This window comes from Rossellomorea arthrocnemi (assembly GCF_904424705.1).
Taxonomy (GTDB): domain Bacteria; phylum Bacillota; class Bacilli; order Bacillales; family Bacillaceae_B; genus Rossellomorea; species Rossellomorea arthrocnemi.
Genome location: NZ_CAJGBF010000010.1, coordinates 24,014 through 44,027, shown reverse-complemented (window position 1 = coordinate 44,027; position 20,014 = coordinate 24,014). Strand labels below are relative to the sequence as shown.

The window sequence follows — 20,014 nt, the reverse complement described above, 5'->3', positions numbered from 1 at the left end:
GGATATCCCTCACTTTCGATCTTTTATTCTTATTAATCTGAGACCATTCAACGTTACAAGCAGTGTCGCCCCCATATCGGCAAAAATCGCGATCCACAATGTAAGCCAGCCAGGAATGACAAGTAATAAAGCAAGTAGTTTAATTCCAATGGCAAAAGAAATATTTTGCTTGATGATGGAAAGCGTACTCCGGCTTAGACGGATGATATACGGTAATTTTCTCAAGTCATCATTCATTAACGCAATGTCTGCGGTTTCTAATGCCGTGTCCGTTCCTGCACCACCCATGGCAATCCCTACATTCGAAGCTGCAAGGGCAGGTGCATCATTTATCCCGTCCCCTACCATCGCGACTCTTCCGTACGTTTTCATATACGTTTTAATAAGCCCCAATTTTTCTTCCGGAAGCAGACCTGCTTTGATTTCTTTGACTCCGATTCTGTTCCCGATTGATCTTGCCGTTTTTTCATGGTCCCCGGTCAGCATAACGGATTGCTCTATCCCCAACTCGTGCAGATGATTAATAACTTCCTTACTTGCATCCCTTACCTCATCCGCGACGGCTACAAGGGCTAAAGGAGTATCAGCAGTTCCGAACACCATTACGGTTTTCCCTTCATTCTGGAGATTTTCAAATTCAGTTGATGGTGTTTGAACAAAAAGACTTTGGGAACCAAGGTAATATCTATTATCGCCGATGCGGCCACTGATCCCTTTACCCGTATGGGATTGAAACTCAAACACCTCACAGAGCCTATAATCTATTTTCAGCTCTTCCGCTTTTTTAATAAATGCGTGGGCGAGAGGATGTTGTGAATGAAATTCTAGGGTGGACATCATCATCCACAGTTCACTCTCTTCCACATCTCCTAAACGAATCATATCTGTTACTTCAGGCTCTCCCTTAGTAAGAGTACCGGTTTTATCAAATGCAATGGCCTTTAGTCGACCCAATTCTTCCAAGTACACACCACCTTTGATAAGAATGCCATTTTTGGCAGCGTTTCCGATAGCCGTCACGATCGCTACAGGAGTGGAAATCACCAATGCACAAGGACAGCCGACGACAAGGACCGACAGTCCCTGGTACACCCACATCGACCAATCCCCCCCAGACAAAAGTGGAGGAATAACGGCGACAAGGAATGCCAAGATCATGATAATCGGTGTATAATATTTTGCAAACACATCAACAAATGCCTGGGAAGGGGCTTTTTCTCCCTGTGCTTCCTCGACCAGATGAATGATCTTGGCAAGAGTCGTGTCCTCTATTCTTTTTGTCACTATCACTTTAAGGTAGCCTTCCTTATTTAACGTCCCCGCAAAAACAGCATCTCCCCGGATTTTCTCCACAGGAACCGATTCACCCGTGATCGCTGCCTGATTAATATATGACGCCCCTTCAAGTATATCTCCATCCATGGCAATCTTTTGGCCAGGCTTCACCAACATAATGTCACCGATTTCTATATCCTCTGCATCAACGATCATCTCTGACCCATTGCGGATAATCAGTGCCTGTGGGGGGGCGATGTCCATGAGGGAACGGATCGATTCCCTTGCCTTATCCATTGAGTAAGCTTCCAATACTTCACTGATGGCAAAAAGAAGGACAACGATTGCACCTTCACCCCATTCACCTATGAGGGCAGCACCTATAATCGCGATGGTCATCAGCGTCCTCATATCGAACTCAAGTTTAAACAAGTTCTTGAATCCCGTTTCAAATAAGCGATACCCGCCAATCACGATCGCTGCAGCGAATGAAAGGGTAGAGAGAATTTGATTATTTTCAATACCTGTCAAGGATAGTGAATAGGCAATCAGGATAAGAAAGCCAGAAAGTAATAAATGCTTGTATCTTCTATAAAATGGTTCTTTTTCTTTCTGAACCTTTCTCATACCGTCTTCTGTTAAGCGAAGCCCTTCAAATGCCCCTGCTTTTTCTACCAAATCCTTTGTGGTATCCCCGTATACAGTAATCTTGGCAGCACCAAAGTTCACCTTCGCATCCACCACACCATCTAGATGCTGAACGTTTTTTTCGAACTTGGCTGCACAACCTGCACACGTGAACCCTTCGACCCGGTAGGTTTGTTTATGGGCAGGTTTATTGGTCACGTTCCTCCACCTCCATTTGATGCGTCACTGCGATTTCAATTAACTGTTTAACATGATGGTCATCTAAGGAATAATAAACGAGCTTGCCTTTTTTTCTGAATTTAGCCAGCCCCTGCTTTTTTAATAGTCGTAAATGGTGGGATGCGGTTGCTGTGGAAGAACCTACGATATTGGCCACATCACATACACATAGTTCGTCTTCCTTTGTAAGTGTATACGCTATTTTCATTCTGGTTTGATCGGAAAGTGCTTTAAAGATTTCGGCTACTTTAGACGTATTTTGTGTTAAAACGTCTGATTTTAAGCGACTGACCTTTTCACCTTCCACACATGCCACTTCACATACATCTGGTTCTTTCATCCAGACACTCCTCCTCATTCAAATACCCTTTTGAATATAGTATAGAAGAAAGTCTAATAATGTTCAAACATTCTTTTGAATGTTTACTTCTTTTTAAAGGTTTCAAACTAATCTTATTCAGATTAGGTATGGACTGGTTGGATCCCCTCCCATTTTTATAAATAAAAAAGCCCCGGAGACCGGAGCTTCTTAATGAGCTTTTTTCACAAACCTGGAGAGTTATTAACCAGCACTCTCCTAAAAGCCAGAATTTTTGCGAAAAGTGATTTTCGAATTTATCAATTTTGTTGAAGTTTTTTACGTTCACGCTTTATAAAGAGGTCAAGGGTTACCCAGAAGACAACCGATGTGATGGCGAAGATCGCAATTGCAAAATATATGTCTTCTGTTTTCCATTCTAATCGTGGAATAAGCAGACCCAATACGCCTGATAATATATAGTAGCAGCCGATTAACTGCAGATATAAACGACCTGTTTGGGATTGAATGTTTTCCAGATAACCTTTTCCTGCTTTGCCAAAGAAAATAGCTATTCCTCTTACAATGACATACACCGAAAAGGCAATGATAAGGGCTACAACAAACTCTTGATTAAACACGTCCGCCATAATCGTTCTCCTTTCCAACTATCATACGATATCGAGTCCAATAAATTGTATTGTTCATTCTTTTTCTCTATGATGAAATTAAAAGTCAACTAGTAAATCATTATCTTTTTAGAATAACCGAATGTTGTCTACATTGCAATTTCAAAAGACATACGGAGGAATGTGATCCTTTTAAAAGGATATACTCAACAGGAAAGGATTTCAAGTGACATTTTTGCCTTCAATTATAAGGATTTATCGACTCTTTAATACAGGAGGTGAATGAAGACGAAAGAAAGAAAATCTTTCTTTTGCCTTCTTCTCATTGGACATTCTATTGAATTTATTACTTCTTGCTCTTCTCATCGGACTGACTGCCTTCTTTGTGGCTTCTGAATTTGCCATTGTCAAAGTAAGGAGTTCGAGAATCGATCAATTGGTTGCTGAGGGAGATCAAACTGCAATAGCTGCAAAAAGGGTCATCTCTCACCTAGACGAATACCTGTCTGCATGTCAGCTGGGAATTACCATCACCGCCCTTGGACTCGGGTGGTTAGGCGAACCAACCATTGAGACCCTGCTTCACCCGGTGTTTGAACATATTGACTTAAACCCATCCATCACAAGCATCATTTCATTCGGTCTGGCGTTTTCTGTCATCACCTTTTTGCATGTGGTTGTAGGAGAATTGGCGCCGAAGACATTCGCAATCCAAAAAGCCGAAGAGATCACATTATTATTTGCCCGGCCATTAATCTGGTTCTATCGGATTGCTTATCCTTTCATCTGGACCCTGAACAGTTCTGCTCGCATGTTTACGGGACTGTTCGGTTTAAAGCCTGCTTCGGAGCACGAAATTGCCCACTCTGAAGAGGAGCTCAGAATTATTCTTTCCGATAGCTACAAGAGCGGTGAAATAAACTCATCGGAATTCAAATATGTGAATAAAATATTTGAATTTGACGAACGGATCGCGAAAGAAATCATGGTGCCTCGGACGAACATTGTGACCCTGTCTGCAGAATCAACGATTGATGAAGTATTAGCTGTCATCAAAGAAGAGCGATATACACGATATCCAGTCGTTGATGGAGATAAAGATAACATTCTGGGGATTGTCAATGTCAAGGAGCTGTTGACGACACTCGTAAATCACAAAAGTGAACATGAAAATATCAAGTCTTTCATTAAACCCGTTATCCGTGTCATTGAAACCATTCCTATTCAAGCCCTGCTCGTTAAGTTACAAAAAGAACAATCACCTATGGCAGTCCTTCTTGATGAATATGGCGGAACTGCGGGTCTTGTTACTGTTGAGGATATCATTGAAGAAATTGTCGGTGAAATACGGGATGAATTTGATATTGATGAAATCCCTGAAGTACAGCAGGTAAAAGAAGATCATTATATCTTCGACGCCGTCATGCTCATTGAGGATGTGAATGATCTTCTTGGAATTTCGATTGAAGAAGAAGAAGTAGACACAATCGGTGGCTGGTTCCTCACCCAAAAATATGAAGTTAAGCCTGAAGATAAAATCGAGGAACAAGGTTATTGCTTTAAAGTGAAGGATATCGAAGGACATCATATTCAGTATCTGGAAGTCAGAAAAATGAATAGCAGAAGAAATGAAGAGGCTGGGACATAGCTAAATCTATACATTCTAAAGAACAACAATAAGATCACATGTTACATCTCTGCCCGATTCCGTGCAAGACTTCGCTTTCCTCGGGCGGAAGGCGAGCCTCGTTCCCCAAGCTGTCCAGCTACAGGGCTTAGGGGCTCGAGGTCATAAGACGAGCCTACCAAAAAGGCAAAAAACGCCTTTCCGGCAGGCTCGTCTTATGCTTGTCGCCCCTGGTCAAAGCCCTTTCGCTTTTCTACTTTCCCGCGGGAGTCTTCGTCTGTACTCCAATCAACAGCTAGAACCTGCTTAATACATGGATTAAGCTTTAGCACCAAACATTTATAATCCGAACGAGTTAGATTTTTATCAAATCACTCGTTCGGATTTTTCTTTATCTAAAACCCTTTTGTCCCAGTCTCTTTTATGTTGAACTTAACCGGCAAAGACATTGTTCAATATTGCCTCTGTCCCTATGAACGCCTTTTGTATACTTCCCTTTCTATGATTTATTGTTCGCTTGCATTTTAATCAATCGGACATTATTCGTTCATAGTTTAGCCACATTTGATGGATAAGCTATTTCTATAGTTCAAAAAATGGATGGAATAGGAGTAGTGGAGAATGAATTTTATTAAACGCGCCTTTTGGAGTGTGAAAGCACGAACGGGCAAAAGCATTTTGTTATTGATTGTCCTGAGTGTCATATCTGTTTTAGTTCTGTCAGGGTTAACAATCCAGACCGCCGCCGATCAATCAAGTATTTTAGCTCGTGAGAAATTAGGCGGAGAAGTGACCTTAAGCGTGGACAGGGAAAAACAGATGGCCCGGCAGCAAAGCCAAACCCAGGACGGAGAAAGGCCACGATTCCAATCAGTACCAGTTCCTCTTGAAGCTGCCAAAGGACTTACCGGCTCAAATGATTTAAAGGGCTACAATTACTATTCAACCACTTCTGCTCTCGCAAAAGACTTTACTGCTGTTGGCAGTGACGACACCACAAAAAGTAATGAACAAGGCGGCTTTGGTGGCGGTGGCAGAATGATGGCCGGTGATGTATCCGTCGAAGGAATCGTATTCTCGGATTCAACAAGCTCATTTTTAAATGGAGATGCATCCATTGTTGAGGGAAGGCATTTGAATGAAGAGGATTTAAATAAAGAAGTAACGCTTGTAGAAAAAAATCTTGCTGCAGAAAATGATTTGAAAGTTGGAGACTCCATTACCATTTCGAATACAGATAACATAGAATCCACACTTGAGATTGTGGGTATTTATGAATCCACTGCAGAAATGGATGAAAGAGCTCAAAACTTCGCCTTCCTAAATCCATCCAATCAGCTTTTTGTCCCATATACAATTGCGAATACATTAAAAGGGACGACTGATACGATTGATCGAGCAGTTTATTATATGAAGGATCCAGCGGACATCCAAGCCTTCATTGAAGACGCAGAAAAAAGCTCTTCCATTGATTTTGACCAATTCAAATTGGATGCAAACGACCAATTGTACCAACAAATGATGGGACCGATTGATAATGTTGCCTCATTTTCCAACAATGTTGTGCTTCTTGTGACAATTGCAGGAGCCATCATATTAGTTCTCATTGTCATGATGACAATAAGAGAAAGAAAATATGAAATGGGTGTTCTACTTGCCATCGGTGAAAAAAAAGGGAAACTAGTGAGTCAATTCCTGGTCGAGATATTGATCGTAGCCGTGCTGGCAATGGGGATCTCTACATTATCAGGAAACCTGGTGGCCAATCAGCTGGGTGAACAATTACTTCAGCAGGAAATCACCCAATCTGAAGAAGCTGTGGACACACCTGCCTCTTTAAACTCACGTCGTATGCCGATGCCGTTTCAATCTCCAAGCGTGCAGGATGTCGATACAATGAATGAATTGTCCATTCATACAACAGGTGAAGACTTGATGAAGTTGTTCGGTATCGGAATGATTGTGGTTTTGTTTTCAACATTGATTCCTTCTCTGACAGTATTGAGATTAAACCCTAAAGCAATCTTAACGAAACAGGATTAAAGGAGGACCATAATGGATACATTATTACAATTTGAAAATGTGAGTTACAGTTATAAACAAGAATCAACAGACCTACAGCATATATTAAAGAATGTGACCGCGGCATTTAACAGAGGAACCTTCTATACTTGTGTAGGACCATCGGGATCTGGAAAGACAACTTTTCTATCCCTGGCTAGTGCACTGGATACCCCTACTGAGGGACAAATCCTTTTCGAAGGAAAAAACATTCGAAAAATCGGATTATCTACATTTCGCAATAAGCATGTTTCGATTGTCTTCCAATCCTATAACCTTCTGCCTTACATGACAGCACTACAAAATGTCATAACCGCTATGGAGATTACGAAGGCAGATGTTCAAAACAAGAAAAGATTCGCCTTGGAAATGCTCCAAAAGGTTGGGATATCCGAGGGTCAATCTCGTCAAAAAGTATTGACTCTCAGTGGAGGACAACAACAAAGGGTTTCAATTGCAAGAGCACTCTCATGTCAGTCAGAGCTCATTCTGGCAGATGAACCAACAGGTAACTTAGACGAGGATACTGCTCTTGGCATCGTCGAGTTGTTCAGAAATCTGGCTCATAAAGAAAATAAATGTGTCATTGTTGTCACCCATGATCAAGGTCTGGCGAATGTATCGGACACTGTTGTATCCCTTTCTAAGGGGAGTCTCTCCTTCAGGGAAATGAGGAAGATGGAACATCTTATTTAGCGGACTAGCATTATTTTCCCAGGAAGAAATCGTGGACTACACCATCCTCCTTTTGAACAAGTAAAGGGGTAATGGGCTAATCAGTTGGAGGAAATTCGGCACAGTATTTCAAACAGAAGAAATCGGATCAGGAAGCCTGATCCGATTTCCCTTTCTTTCAAATGGTCTGGAAATACACTCAGGTCTACTCCTCACACAAAAGGCATGACAAAATAGATCAAGAGAGAGATAAGCACGATACTAATGAAATTCAACCAGAGACCAGCTTTAACCATATCCCCCATTTTAATTAATCCTGACCCCTAAGACAACAATTCGGGGGTGTGGCAACGGGCAGCATGAAAGCACAAGTGCACCTGTGCTGGCAATGATCGTATCATCTAGAGAGGGAATCTATTGGTTCAATAGAATCGAACGTGTGATCCTGAAGTAAAAAATTGGAGCGTATTTATCACATCCCGGTGCCAGCCCCAAAGCGTTCCCCAAGCATATTTCACCTTTTCCCTCTACTCGTTCCCCCTCAACTTGTAATATTGAACCCTACCCTCTAGTGAAAGAGTAATAAACAGAAAAATACCCATTTTGTCTTGTCCAAACAATCCTTTCTTTTCTCCTACCCATTTATTAAAAGATACAGGATGAAAAAAGGACCATTCCTTCATAAAGTGTTTTATCGTAAAATAATGTTAGATAAATACAGTCATTCTATAAAAGGAGTACCGATGAAAATCTATTATCAAATAAGTTATTTCGTAATCGGGTTACTTATTTTCAGCTATGGAATCAGCATGTCCATTAAAGTGCAATATTTAGGGATTCATCCTTGGGATGTGCTAAACATCGCCATGTATGAAAAATTTGGATTAACCATTGGGACGTGGAATATCATTGTAGGAGCCACTCTCATTGCAGGAACGCTTCTGTTAAAAGGAAAATATATTCAAATTGGTACCATCCTTAACGGTGTGATGGTCGGCATGCTTGTGGATTTTTTCCTTTTTTATGATTTACTCCCTCCCCAAACGGGCATGTTAGCGGATACCCTGATTCTCCTATCTGCCATCCTATTAATGGGAATGGGAGGGGGATTATATTCTGCTGCCCATCTCGGCACCGGCCCCCGGGATGGGTTTATGCTTACCATTTCAGATCTAACCGGGCTATCGATCAGCAGAGTCCGGATCATATGCGAGTGCACGGTATTACTGGTCGGTTTGTTCCTTTCCGGACCTGTCTTCATTTTCACATTTATCTATACGTTCATCCAAAGCCCGATCTTTCAAAAATCCTTTCTGTTTTTTTCTGAAAGACTCCATACCCGTTTCCCTGACCGAAGTAATATAAGTATGTAAAAGACTATTATCCTCAGTTATGATCTTGGGGGTGGCCAATCTGCGGTGCTGAATCGAAAAGGACAAATTGCCGGAGGCATTTTGTCCTTTTAGGTTATGACATTTCGCATGCCACTAATCCGTATTGCCGCTCAGGGTCCAATTTTTTTATGAACTGAAAAATATGCTGCACCTGGTCATTATCCATTTCCCTCTTATAATATTCTTCCAACACCGACAGCATTTCTCCGGGATACATCAGGCAGGTATGACTACCCCAGTCTGTTTGCCTTCCTTCTAATGTCTTATAGTAAATGCCATCCAAAAGAGAGAAAAAGAGTTCATACCCTTTCGGAAAAAACGGGCTGATCCGCTTCGGGTAATTATGATTCCAGTCTCCCCCTTCATATTGAAACGTCCGGTCCGTCAAATCCCCTATAAAAACCTCCACATCTGCCATCCTATCTCCTCCTCAGGTAAATGCCCCTTCTTTATATGTATAAACCTGTCCACCCTCTTTAGAACCTGTTTTCTCTTTAAAAAAGAGTCGACCCAGGATTTTTGTCCTGAATACGACTCCCTGCTGTTAAAAATATTTTCGCTGTACGCTTCTTCCGTCATACGTAAATAACATATCACGGTTTTCCACATGAGTTTCGATATGGACCGGTCTCCCCCAAAGCTGATGCAAGTAAGGTAAAACCTTTTCTAAATATTTTATATCCAGCTCAACATCCTCGAACCAGTGCTTGAGATAGAGTTCGCCACTCTTCATATAATCCCCGTCATTTACGGTGATATAAGGGAATCCGCCATTGACCCTCATCCCGACGAGCTGATCCCGGACATGGGTCCATTCTTTATCGACAATTTTATAGTCCTTCCCCTGCTTTTGGAACAGGTACATATCTTCTCTCGTTACCAGATCTTTTGTTAAATAGTTCCGTAAGAAGGAAATATCTGATTCAATTTCACGCACCTCAAACATTTTTTCACGACCCGAATTCGGCTTCACTCCCCGTTTCTTCATCTCTTCAGTAGGATTATCGAACCTTTCTTCAATGTCTTCGAAAATCTTCAGCCCCAAATAATAAGGATTGATCTGTGTACGGGAGGGTTGAACTACTCCTGCGTTCAACTTTGCAAATTCAATCGACTCCCCGCTCGTCAGGTCCATTTCCCGTATGATCCGCTGATGCCAATACGAAGCCCATCCCTCATTCATAATCTTCGTTTCAAGCTGCGGCCAGAAATACAGCATCTCTTCTCTCATCATCGTTAATATATCCCGTTGCCAATCCGACAGTTCCCTGCTGTACTGCTCGATAAAAAGAAGAATATCCTTTTCAGGCTGAGGGGGGAACTTCTTTTTCACCTTTTTCTTTTCCCTGCTCTTCGGCTTTTCGTCCAAGGACCAAAGATCATCATACGGGGATGCATGACTCACCTCATCTTCTTCCCACTCCACATCGTCCATCGTCCACGACAACTTCGGCCTCATCAGCGAGGGATCGATGTGCTCATCCACGGCAAGAACTGCATCGAGGAAATTCTCTACTTCCTTCTTCCCGTGCTCAACCTCATAGCTGCGCACCCGTTCAGCAGTAGCCGCCATACTTTCTACCATATCCCGCTTCGTATTCTGGAAACGCACATTGTTTTTAAAGAAATCACAATGGGCCAATACGTGGGCCACAATCAGTTTATTTTGGATAAGCGCGTTGGAATCCAGTAAAAATGCATAACAAGGATCCGAATTGATGACCAGCTCATAAATCTTACTAAGCCCCAAATCATACTGGAGCTTCATCTTATGGAACTGCTTCCCGAAACTCCAGTGTGAAAACCGGGTCGGCATTCCATATGCACCAAATGTATATATAATCTCAGCAGGACAAATCTCATAACGCATCGGATAAAAATCTAAACCAAACCCGGCTGCAATCTCAGTAATTTCCCCTATCGCATTTTGCAAATTCTTCTGCTCCTCTAAATTCATCGTCATCCTCCTCTTTATACTCTTATCTAAATGTATGAAGAGAAAAGAGATTTGATGAAAAGAAAAGCGGAAGGGCTTGCCCAGAGGCGACAAGCATAAGACGAACATGCCGAAAAGGCGGGTTTTTGCCTTTTTGGCATGTTTGACTTATGACCTCGAGCCTCTAAGCCCTGGAGCTGGACATGAAAAGCGGAAGGGGCTCGCACTGGGGCGACAAGCATAAGACGAACTAACCGGAAAGGCGCTGTTTGCCTTTTTGGTTAGTTTGACTTATGACCTCGAGCCCCAAGCCCCTGGAGCTGGACAAAAAGAAAAGCGGAGGCGGCTTGTGCTGGCCCGACAAGCATAAGGCGAGGTCGCTGAAAAGGCGGCTTTTTGCCTTTTTGGCGACCTTGACTTATGACCTCGAGGGACTAGCTGCCGGAGCTGGACAATGAAAAGCGGAGGCGGCTTGGGCTGGCCCGACAAGCATAAGACCAAACACGAAAAAGGAGGGTGATGCTGAGAGAAAAGTGTTTTAGTCAAAGAAAAATCCAAACGATCATTCGAAATTCTTTTAGAAAATTCGAAGTCGTTCGGATTTTTATTATTTAGGCTGTCTTCGTAAACATTTTTATTTTTGAGAAGCGTGTAGTGATTGATATCCGCTCCAGGTGCTCTTTTTCTTCTGATAAATAGGGATTGGCTTGATTAAGTAATGTCCCAGCCCTCATTATCAACTTATGCTTACATATTCTTTTGCAGATACAGCACAGGAATGAGGGTACTGAGAAGCAAGAGCGCAGACAGGGAAAATATCGTTGAGATACTTAACACTTCCAGAAGCAATCCGACTCCCACCGAGGATAACCCGAACAGCAGGGTTGTTAATGCTCCTTCTGCAGCATAAATCTTCCCGAGTTCCTCGGGAGGTGCACTTTCCTGCAAATACGTTTGCAGCACAACATTCTTAATCTGATCAAACAATCCGAACACAAAGGACAAGACGAGTGCAAGGAGGGCCATCTTGTTCCAGGCAAACACAAAGGTAACACCTGAAGTTACAATCATACAGACCGGAAGCCACTTGTGCCGATGCTTTGAAAAGAATCCATGGAACTTAAATATTGCATATGAGGCAAGGACCAGTCCGACAAAAAAGCTGGAGTTTATGAAGCCCCACCACTCTTCCCCTCGCTGAAGCTTTAAATCAACATACAAATAGAGTACAGCTGCGATCCAGACTGTACCTGAGATCGACTCCAATCCGTAAATCCAAAAAACAGGAAGAAGCCCTTTACGCCTTTTCACTTCCGACCAGCCCTCGCCAAGCTGCTGCCACCAAACCTTGCGGACTTCCAACGTGGTACTTGGAATAACCGGCAGCCTCAGCATGAAAAAGGTGCTTGCCAGAAACAAGAGAATTACAATAATAAAAAGATTCGTTTCACTCAGTAGTGCTAAAAGAATTCCTCCCAGCGCCCAACTTGAAAATTGAATCGTCTGATCGACTGTAGAGAGAAACCCATTCGCCCCCATAAGCTCTTCCCGCTTCACCAGAAATGGCACATAAGAATTTCTCGCTGGAAGTGCCCACCCATCCAAAAAAGAAATGATACTGGCACATACCAAATAGAACCACACATTCCCGATGTTGAGTACCAACATCAAGAGGAAAAAGCATAGGAAGAACGTCTTTCCCATTTGAGAATATGCGATTAAACTTCTCATTTGGGTACGATTCAACAATAGAGGAGCTGCCATACTGCTGATAAATCTCGAAAACGTAATGACTAAAGGAACAGCCGTCATGTAAACAGCGGATCCTGTTAGATTGTACACAAGGGAGATCAGCCCTACGATATAGAAAACATCCCCCATATTGGCCAGTGCTTGACCAAACCACAGATTTTTAAATGCATTGGAATGCATATCTCTTCCTCCCTTTATTTAGTTTTTATATAGGTTAGAAAAGATGAGCATCACATCGGAACAAAAATCCCCTTTCAAAATCACAAACGAATGATGTATGCATTCATTCTAGCAAATCGGCGTTTTTTTTGCAGTGAATACTTTATTTTATCAACACCATGAAGTATGAGTGCAGATTTTTTCTGTCATTATTATCATACCGTTAGACCCCATTAAAAAAAAGCCTTCTTATCAAAGAAGACTTAATCTGATCAAGTTATTCCTTCACCGAAATATTAAGTACCTTTTCATTATCGAGATTGTGCACAACGACAACGACAACTTTTTTCTCTGCATTGTTTTCTTGCACGGTAAATTCAAATGCATCAGAGACTTTGTTCTCCGACATTTTCTGACGGCCCATATACTGATAATCCTTTAGAGGCTGTCCAGGATAGTCCTCCTTGATGACTGCCGTCGCAATACGACCAAACTTTTGATAATCCGCAGGCTCGGCATGTGCCTGACTCGACAATAGAAAAAATAAAGTTGATAAGATTACGAAAGCTTTCTTCATTTTTATCACCCCTGTTTACGTTTCATTACATAGGATGAATTAAAAATTCGGTTTTATTCACCCAATAGAAGGAAAACGAGCATTTGCAACATAACCAACTTTTACAGAGAAATAAATGAGGTTTTCTCCACACAATAGAAGTACCCCTTCAAAAGGAGGGAAACCAAGTGAACAAAGTCGACTACGATCGGGCCTTGTATTACACTCATCGATCAGAATGGGATAACCTGCTGATCCTCATGGTGAGAACGAAAGATGACCTTCTTTCGAAAAGAATAGAACATTTCTTACATGCGTATCATTACTCAAAAGATTACACGGTTGTAGAGCGTAACCTCTATACGCTTTTACGATATATTGAACATGCAAACTTCACCTATAGTGTCGAGCAACCACTTGAGGAAACCTTTGCAGAGATGTAGCAAAAAGAGAATTCCACCTACGGCTGATCCAATTAGTATACACTATTGGATCAGCTTCTATTATTTTGGATGGTATAGATATACTTGACGCATTCACCGTGTACATTACAAAGGAGTGTGCCTTCTTACCAAATTTTCTTACATTAAAAATAAACCAAATAAAAAACCGGCACAATATGCCGATTTTTATTTTTGGCTATTTTCGCAAAGGTTGTGCGTAAAACAGCCTGTTTTTAAGAAGAAATTTCACTTTTCACCAGCTCGGCCGCTTTTACATACACCTTCAGTTCCTTCATCAAATCATCGACTAGTACAGCAGGTTCTTCCAAAAGTCCGTCCCCTTCATAATCAAAACAATGAGGATCGAGGACCAGCTGCTTCGGAATCACATTAGCATACACACCTCGGCCGACGATGCGAAGGTTGTTCAAGCAGTTGATGCCTCCCTTTCCTCCGCCTGCGCATGCAAGGAGTGCCACAGGTTTATGGGCGAATTGCTCACTGCTTAAGAAATCGAGTGCATTTTTGAGTGCGCCACTCATCCCGCTGTGATATTCAGGGGAAGCCAGAATGACGGCGTCAGCTTCCTTCACTTTTTGTTTGAGTGATTGAACGGCTGCCAGCTCCGATTGCTCCAGCTCGCCAGTATACAAAGGAAGTGTGCCTTCACTTAAGTCAATAAGATCACAGTCATACGTCCGAGAAATGAATCTTGACACAATTCCAGTTCGTCCGCGCTTTCTCGGGCTTCCGTTAATAATTACAATACTCATGGCATAAAATCCCTTTCCATATTAATTTGTGGTCAACTGATGTTTTACAGCATATAATGCCGCTTGTGTACGATCTGATACTTCCAGCTTGGAAAAAATGTTAGAAATATGGGTCTTGACGGTCTTTTCCGTTATATAGAGGCTTGAAGCAATCTCTTTATTGCTCTTCCCTTTCGTAAGCTCAATTAAAACATCTTTCTCCCGCCTGGTCAGCTCGTGAATTCTATGGGGAGGCTCCTGTTTTGAGATTCGTGTCAGTAAATGATTGGTTGCTTTCGGGTGAAGGGAATTTTCCCCTGATAAGAGTTTTCGGATGCCATTCACTAACTCATCGGGTTCAATGTCCTTCAACTGATATCCTGCCGCTCCTGCTTCAATAGCCGGTATCACATGATTCTGATCAGAAAAACTTGTTAGCATCAGAATTTGAATGCCGGGTTGATTTTTTTTAATTTCCTTTGTCGCCTCGATCCCGTCCATTACCGGCATCATCAGATCCATCAATATGATGTCAGGTTTTAGCTCTCCAGCCATTCGAACGGCTTCTAATCCATCTTTTGCTTCTCCGACGATATCCAGGTCCTTTTGGGTCTTCAAAAAGAATACCAATCCCCTTCGTACGACATGGTGATCATCGGCTATTAAAACTCTAATCATTGCCAGGCACCTCCTAATACGGTATTTGAACTGAAATGACTGTCCCTTTTCCAAGCTTGCTGTCGATAGAAAATGTACCTCCGATGCTTTTCACACGTTCTCTCATACTTTGGATCCCCACTGAAGGCAGGGATTGCTGCCTGTCATACTGAAATCCGTAGCCTCTATCTTCAATCGTTAAATAAATGGTTTTCAACTCACTTTTCAGTGTATAAAGAATTTTTTCCTCACCGGAATGCTTTTTACAATTATTCAATGCTTCCTGACTGACTCGCCACAGCGCTTCTTCTATTTTAGAGCTTAAAGAAATGACACCCCCTATTTTCGTTTCCAAGGTTAATCCAAGCATTTCTGCATATCCTTTTGCAGCGTCTACCACTCCATTTTCAAGGCCATGGGGTCTTAATTGCCAGATGAGGGCCCTCATCTCCGTTAACGCTTCCTGTGCCAAACCTTGAATCGTTTTGAAAGTATTCTTTACATCTTCGGTCTCCGCCATTTCAGCTCCCCCCCTTGCTGTTAATGTAAGGGAAAATAACAATTGGCTTACCGAATCATGAAGATCTCTTGCCAACCGGTTCCGCTCTCCAATCAACGCGACTTCCTGTTCCTTTTTCGTTAACAAAATGCGTTTAATGGCCGAGCCAATTTGGAAGGCTACCGATTCAAGAAGCGCGAGTTCATCCGTAGAAAAGTGGGTTTTATTCGGAGCTGCCACATTCAACAACCCGAAGGACTCATTTCCGGACTGCAGGGGAACCGTTGCATGATATGTGATATCATCTGTTGCCCCCCTATTCTCTTCGATGGCCTGCTCGATTCTTTGACATTCAATAATATTGGATGCTTTGGTGAGTTTCCCTTTTCGGAAGCGATTCACACACCAGCAGCCTCCCTTATTCATCAGCTCACATTTTCGATCCGAGAGGGAGTCAGGCAGATTTTCATAAGCTACAAGCTCATGACTTCCTTCCTCTTCAATGAAAAAGATCCAGCCCGTGGTAAAGCTTGAGCCACCGATCAGCTTTTTCAATGCACCAGAAAGCATGCAAGCAATCTCTGTTTCATTATTCAACAATTCGGCTATCTCTTTCAAAAGCTCAATATTTGAAAGGGATTCCTTATTCATGTTCATCGTCCTTTCCGATCATACACTAATAGTATATAGATTTTACACAAAACCGGGATTATCAAAAAGAATGAGATGTTCTACGACCTTTGTCTGAAAACACACGTTCCCATTTCAATTCAAAAAACAAGAGATGCATGAAACACATCTCTTGTTTTTTAGTACGAATTTAGCACCTGTTATGCTTCTCCTACAGACGACCTGATCATCGTTTCCACTTTCGACATGATAGCTTCCTCGAGGGACTTTAATTTTTGATCACTGTCACGTTGGGTTTCACCTATCACGCTGAAATAAAATTTGATTTTCGGTTCTGTTCCTGAAGGACGTAAACAAATCCAAGATCCGTCTTCAAGGAAATATTTTAATACATTTGAAGAAGGGAGATGTATGGCCGCCTCTTCACCCGTTACTAAATTCACTCTTTCACTTACTTTGTAGTCTTCTGAGGACACAACACGTATGCCACCCACTTCTTTCAATGGTTCATTTCTGAAGTCCTTCAGGATACCCTGAATTTGTTCGGCTCCTTCTTTTCCTTTAAGAGTTAAACTCTTCAGCCCTTCCTGGTAGAAACCGTGTTTCTGGAATAATTCATTTAAGACATCGTATAGCGTTTTACCTTCTCTTTTATAATAAGCAGCCGCTTCTGATGCCATCAATACCGCTTGAATGGCATCTTTATCCCGGGCGAAGTCGCCGATCAGATAACCATAGCTTTCTTCATATCCGAATAAAAATGAATATTCACCGGTTTCTTCGTACTTCTTGATTTTTTCACCTATAAATTTAAAGCCTGTCAGTACATCCTCGACTGAAGCACCATAATGCTCAGCGACTTTACGCCCTAATTCGGAAGTGACGATCGTTTTGAATACGCGTCCGTTTTTGGGAATCATGTCCTTTTCCTGTTTACGGGCAAGGATATAATCGAGGAGGATGGCACCGGTCTGGTTTCCAGTAAGGAGGATGTATTCCCCTGATTCTCCTTTTACGGCTACGCCTAATCGGTCTGCATCGGGATCTGTCGCAATCAGGATATCTGCGTCCATTGTCTTTCCGTCACGGATGGCATATTCAAATGCTGCTTTATCTTCCGGGTTTGGAGACTTTACTGTCGTAAACTCAGGATCCGGGACTGCCTGTTCCTTTACGATGTGAACATGCTGATATCCTAAGGCTTTCAGACCTGTTTCAGCCATTTTTAAGGCTGTACCATGAAGTGGTGAAAACACGATTTTCAAATCGGTTTCCTTGGCGATCTGCGGCTTCTCAGAAATTGAAATCAATTGTTCAAGGTAAGCTTCATCGATTTCTTCCCCTATCATCTTAATGAGGCCAGCCGCTTTTAGTTCTTCTTCTGTTTTTACATGAATTTCTAATTCATTTTCAACAGCATTTACTTTCTCGATCACTTCATCTGCTACATGTGGGGGAAGTTGTGCCCCATCTTCTCCGTATACTTTGTATCCATTATATTCTGGTGGATTATGACTTGCCGTTACCACTATGCCTGAGAAAGCCTTTAACTGCCTTAAGGCAAATGAAAGCTCCGGTGTAGGCTTCAATTCATCGAAAACATATGTTTGGATACCATGGGTGGCGAGGGTTTTCGCTGACTCCATGGCAAACTCAGGTGATTTATATCGGGAGTCGTAAGCGATTACAACTCCGCGATTTTTAGCCTCTTCTCCCTGTTCTTCTATGTATCGTGCTAATCCTTCGGACGCTTTTCTCACTGTATAGATGTTCATTCGATTGGTTCCAGGACCGATTTCTCCCCTCATACCACCTGTACCGAATTCAAGATTTTTGTAGAATGCGTCTTCTAAGGTCTTCTCATCGTCTTTCATTGACTCTAAGAGTTCATTGACTTCTTCATCCAGACGTAAGTAGCTGCTCCATTTTTCCCAAGATGTTTTCCAACTCAAAACGATCCCCTCCTAATGCTGTATAATAATGAATTCTATCATATATTGTAGAATTCCTTCTAAAACAATCCGTCAGTTGTCGACAGGATTCGCTTAAACTTTATTTTAGCATAACTTTTCTTTAAAGAATTAGCACTTTTGGGTACTTTTGAAAATGTGGGTGACGTTAATTTCTGGTTGTATTGTCCCTACTATTCTCTATTTTTTTGGTGAGTTTACTGAGTCGTAACAGTACATCTATATAAAGCAATTCTCTTTACTGAAATAGAAACCCCACTGAGCAAATCAGCGGGGCCTTTCTTATTTGCCTTATTTTTTGTAGTGCACGCCATAGACATCATGGCGTCGGTCTTTCAGTTGTCGGACTGTCCCTGATTGGCGCTGGCGGCGAAGAACTTCCAGGTCGACGTCACCGATCATGACCATTTCAATGTTCGGATTGGTTTCCCCCACGATTCCGTCCCGGGCAAATTCGAAGTCCGACGGAGCAAAGATGCCGGACTGAGCGTATTGAATGTCCATGTTTTCCGTTTGTGGAAGATTTCCGACAGTACCGGAAATGACTGTATAGATCTGATTCTCCACAGCACGGGCCTGTGCACAATATCTGACACGCAGATAGCCCTGACGATCCTCTGTACAGAAAGGGGTGAAGATGATCTTAGCCCCTTTATCTGTTGCGATGCGTGCAAGCTCTGGGAACTCAATATCATAACAGATTTGGATCGCGATCTTCCCACAATCCGTATCAAATACCCGTACAGAGTCTCCAGGGCTGATTCCCCACCATTTTCGTTCATTCGGTGTGATATGAACTTTGTATTGCTTCTCAATCGTCCCATCACGGCGGAAGAGATAGGCAATATTGTAAATTTCGTCGTTTTCTTCCTTGACGAAGTGTGATCCCCCAATAATATTGATGTTGTACCGAACAGCGAGATCTGTGAATAATTCAATATAATCCTCTGTGAAATCTGTCAATCTTCTTACAGCAAGGCTTGGTGACTGAATGTTCAAGAACGACATAAGCTGTGTGGTGAAGATTTCAGGGAACACTACGAAATCGGATTTCGCATCAGAAGCTACATCCGTGAAATATTCCACCTGATTCGCAAACTCTTCAAATGAACTGATCTTTCTCATCATATATTGAACGACACAAATCCGGACGGGATAGCTCGTTTTGAAGTGGCGCTTGCTCGAAGGGCGGTAATCGACATTATTCCATTCCATCAGAGTGGCATATTTATGAGAACGCTTGTCGTCAGGTAAATAGTTCGGATTGATTCTCATCAGGGTGAAGCCATTCAGTAGCTGGAATGAAAGGACGGGATCATAAATCTTGTGACGCCCTACTGAATCTACGTACTCTCTTGGAGACATTTCTTCAGAGTGCTTGTGATAATTCGGGATGCGTCCCCCTATGATGATACTTTTTAAATTCCACTGCCTTGCAAGGTCCTTTCTTGCTTCATACAAACGATGCCCTACCTTCATGCGTCTGTAATCCGGGTGCACCATCACTTCGATTCCGTATAAGTTATAGCCATCGGGGTTGTGATTCGTTATGTAGCCATTATCCGTAACATCATCCCATGTGTGGCGATCATCATACTCGTCAAAGTTAATGATCAGACTTGAGCATGATGCGATGATTTCCCCATCTAATTCTGCCACCAGTTGACCTTCGGGAAATACTTCCAGATGACTTTCCAGGTGCTCCACCTTCCATGGATCCATACCAGGGAAACAGACAGACTGCATGTTGATAATATCTTTAATGTCCTTATGCTCCATAGGACGAATGATCATTTTCTTTTCAAACTGTGATAAGTCTAGTTTTTCTGCCATC

17 protein-coding genes are annotated in these 20,014 nt (G+C 42.3%); 5 read left to right on the top strand and 12 right to left on the bottom strand.

The features are described 5' to 3' along the window. Positions 1-9: 9 nt before the first annotated feature. From BAA9072_RS14255 to BAA9072_RS14245, 3 genes are all read right to left on the bottom strand, one after another. Complete coding sequence (locus tag BAA9072_RS14255) at positions 10-2,121, bottom strand: heavy metal translocating P-type ATPase (protein ID WP_201715357.1); 2,112 nt, start codon at positions 2,119-2,121, stop codon at positions 10-12. Beyond that, positions 2,111-2,482, bottom strand: a complete 372-nt coding sequence (locus BAA9072_RS14250; RefSeq protein ID WP_201715356.1) for an ArsR/SmtB family transcription factor — start codon at positions 2,480-2,482, stop codon at positions 2,111-2,113. The genes BAA9072_RS14255 and BAA9072_RS14250 overlap by 11 nt, the downstream gene beginning before the upstream one ends. A 278-nt stretch (positions 2,483-2,760) precedes the next feature. Then, positions 2,761-3,090, bottom strand: a complete 330-nt coding sequence (locus tag BAA9072_RS14245) for a hypothetical protein (protein WP_201715355.1) — start codon at positions 3,088-3,090, stop codon at positions 2,761-2,763. A gap of 310 nt (positions 3,091-3,400) precedes the next feature. Here BAA9072_RS14245 and BAA9072_RS14240 point away from each other — a divergent pair, with 310 nt between their 5' ends. The 4 genes from BAA9072_RS14240 to BAA9072_RS14225 all read left to right on the top strand — a co-directional run bounded on the left by BAA9072_RS14240 (position 3,401) and on the right by BAA9072_RS14225 (position 8,805). Then, positions 3,401-4,717, top strand: coding sequence for a hemolysin family protein (locus BAA9072_RS14240; RefSeq protein WP_408015241.1), 1,317 nt, complete (start codon positions 3,401-3,403; stop codon positions 4,715-4,717). 600 nt (positions 4,718-5,317) lie between these two features. Further along, a complete protein-coding gene (locus tag BAA9072_RS14235) occupies positions 5,318-6,739 on the top strand; it encodes an ABC transporter permease (RefSeq protein WP_201715353.1) in 1,422 nt (473 codons plus the stop codon). A gap of 12 nt (positions 6,740-6,751) precedes the next feature. Then, positions 6,752-7,453: an ABC transporter ATP-binding protein gene (locus tag BAA9072_RS14230; protein WP_201715352.1), complete on the top strand. Its 702-nt coding sequence runs from the start codon at positions 6,752-6,754 to the stop codon at positions 7,451-7,453. A gap of 722 nt (positions 7,454-8,175) precedes the next feature. After that, a complete protein-coding gene (locus BAA9072_RS14225; protein ID WP_201715351.1) occupies positions 8,176-8,805 on the top strand; it encodes a YczE/YyaS/YitT family protein in 630 nt (209 codons plus the stop codon). Between the two features lie 94 nt (positions 8,806-8,899). Here BAA9072_RS14225 and BAA9072_RS14220 read toward each other — a convergent pair whose 3' ends face one another. The 4 genes from BAA9072_RS14220 to BAA9072_RS14205 all read right to left on the bottom strand — a co-directional run bounded on the left by BAA9072_RS14220 (position 8,900) and on the right by BAA9072_RS14205 (position 13,250). Further along, the gene (locus BAA9072_RS14220) at positions 8,900-9,244 is read right to left on the bottom strand and encodes a hypothetical protein (RefSeq protein WP_201715350.1); all 345 of its coding nucleotides are present in this window, start codon (positions 9,242-9,244) and stop codon (positions 8,900-8,902) included. A gap of 126 nt (positions 9,245-9,370) precedes the next feature. Beyond that, a complete protein-coding gene (locus BAA9072_RS14215) occupies positions 9,371-10,783 on the bottom strand; it encodes a SpoVR family protein (RefSeq protein WP_201715349.1) in 1,413 nt (470 codons plus the stop codon). Between the two features lie 726 nt (positions 10,784-11,509). Next, a complete protein-coding gene (locus tag BAA9072_RS14210) occupies positions 11,510-12,694 on the bottom strand; it encodes an MFS transporter (protein WP_201715348.1) in 1,185 nt (394 codons plus the stop codon). 256 nt (positions 12,695-12,950) lie between these two features. Further along, the gene (locus tag BAA9072_RS14205; protein ID WP_201715347.1) at positions 12,951-13,250 is read right to left on the bottom strand and encodes a DUF3889 domain-containing protein; all 300 of its coding nucleotides are present in this window, start codon (positions 13,248-13,250) and stop codon (positions 12,951-12,953) included. 167 nt (positions 13,251-13,417) lie between these two features. Between BAA9072_RS14205 and BAA9072_RS14200 the strand changes: the two genes are divergently transcribed. Next, positions 13,418-13,672 carry a YhdB family protein gene (locus tag BAA9072_RS14200; protein ID WP_201715346.1) on the top strand — a complete coding sequence of 85 codons (255 nt, stop codon included), beginning with the start codon at positions 13,418-13,420 and terminating at the stop codon, positions 13,670-13,672. 233 nt (positions 13,673-13,905) lie between these two features. Here the strand turns inward: BAA9072_RS14200 and BAA9072_RS14195 are convergent, their stop codons facing one another. The 5 genes from BAA9072_RS14195 to BAA9072_RS14175 form a co-directional block, all read right to left on the bottom strand. Then, positions 13,906-14,445, bottom strand: a complete 540-nt coding sequence (locus BAA9072_RS14195; protein WP_201715345.1) for an NADPH-dependent FMN reductase — start codon at positions 14,443-14,445, stop codon at positions 13,906-13,908. A 21-nt stretch (positions 14,446-14,466) separates the two neighbouring features. Then, positions 14,467-15,102 (bottom strand): response regulator, encoded by a 636-nt coding sequence (locus BAA9072_RS14190; RefSeq protein ID WP_201715344.1) that lies wholly within the window; start codon positions 15,100-15,102, stop codon positions 14,467-14,469. A 13-nt stretch (positions 15,103-15,115) separates the two neighbouring features. Beyond that, on the bottom strand, positions 15,116-16,231 hold the full coding sequence (locus BAA9072_RS14185; protein ID WP_201715343.1) for a GAF domain-containing sensor histidine kinase: 1,116 nt from the start codon (positions 16,229-16,231) through the stop codon (positions 15,116-15,118). A gap of 179 nt (positions 16,232-16,410) precedes the next feature. Beyond that, entirely contained in the window at positions 16,411-18,162 is a 1,752-nt protein-coding gene (locus BAA9072_RS14180; RefSeq protein ID WP_201715342.1) for a phospho-sugar mutase, read from the bottom strand. A gap of 309 nt (positions 18,163-18,471) precedes the next feature. Continuing rightward, on the bottom strand, positions 18,472-20,013 hold the full coding sequence (locus BAA9072_RS14175; RefSeq protein WP_201715341.1) for a bifunctional GNAT family N-acetyltransferase/carbon-nitrogen hydrolase family protein: 1,542 nt from the start codon (positions 20,011-20,013) through the stop codon (positions 18,472-18,474). Position 20,014 lies beyond the last annotated feature (1 nt).

What these genes read in the sequence shown, in the direction of transcription:
- BAA9072_RS14250 (WP_201715356.1), bottom strand. Translation starts at nt 2,482, where the DNA reads ATGAAAGAACCAGATGTATGTGAAGTGGCATGTGTGGAAGGTGAAAAG.
- BAA9072_RS14245 (WP_201715355.1), bottom strand. Translation starts at nt 3,090, where the DNA reads ATGGCGGACGTGTTTAATCAAGAGTTTGTTGTAGCCCTTATCATTGCC.
- BAA9072_RS14235 (WP_201715353.1), top strand. Translation starts at nt 5,318, where the DNA reads ATGAATTTTATTAAACGCGCCTTTTGGAGTGTGAAAGCACGAACGGGC.
- BAA9072_RS14230 (WP_201715352.1), top strand. Translation starts at nt 6,752, where the DNA reads ATGGATACATTATTACAATTTGAAAATGTGAGTTACAGTTATAAACAA.
- BAA9072_RS14225 (WP_201715351.1), top strand. Translation starts at nt 8,176, where the DNA reads ATGAAAATCTATTATCAAATAAGTTATTTCGTAATCGGGTTACTTATT.
- BAA9072_RS14220 (WP_201715350.1), bottom strand. Translation starts at nt 9,244, where the DNA reads ATGGCAGATGTGGAGGTTTTTATAGGGGATTTGACGGACCGGACGTTT.
- BAA9072_RS14215 (WP_201715349.1), bottom strand. Translation starts at nt 10,783, where the DNA reads ATGAATTTAGAGGAGCAGAAGAATTTGCAAAATGCGATAGGGGAAATT.
- BAA9072_RS14210 (WP_201715348.1), bottom strand. Translation starts at nt 12,694, where the DNA reads ATGCATTCCAATGCATTTAAAAATCTGTGGTTTGGTCAAGCACTGGCC.
- BAA9072_RS14205 (WP_201715347.1), bottom strand. Translation starts at nt 13,250, where the DNA reads ATGAAGAAAGCTTTCGTAATCTTATCAACTTTATTTTTTCTATTGTCG.
- BAA9072_RS14195 (WP_201715345.1), bottom strand. Translation starts at nt 14,445, where the DNA reads ATGAGTATTGTAATTATTAACGGAAGCCCGAGAAAGCGCGGACGAACT.
- BAA9072_RS14190 (WP_201715344.1), bottom strand. Translation starts at nt 15,102, where the DNA reads ATGATTAGAGTTTTAATAGCCGATGATCACCATGTCGTACGAAGGGGA.
- BAA9072_RS14185 (WP_201715343.1), bottom strand. Translation starts at nt 16,231, where the DNA reads ATGAATAAGGAATCCCTTTCAAATATTGAGCTTTTGAAAGAGATAGCC.
- BAA9072_RS14175 (WP_201715341.1), bottom strand. Translation starts at nt 20,013, where the DNA reads ATGGCAGAAAAACTAGACTTATCACAGTTTGAAAAGAAAATGATCATT.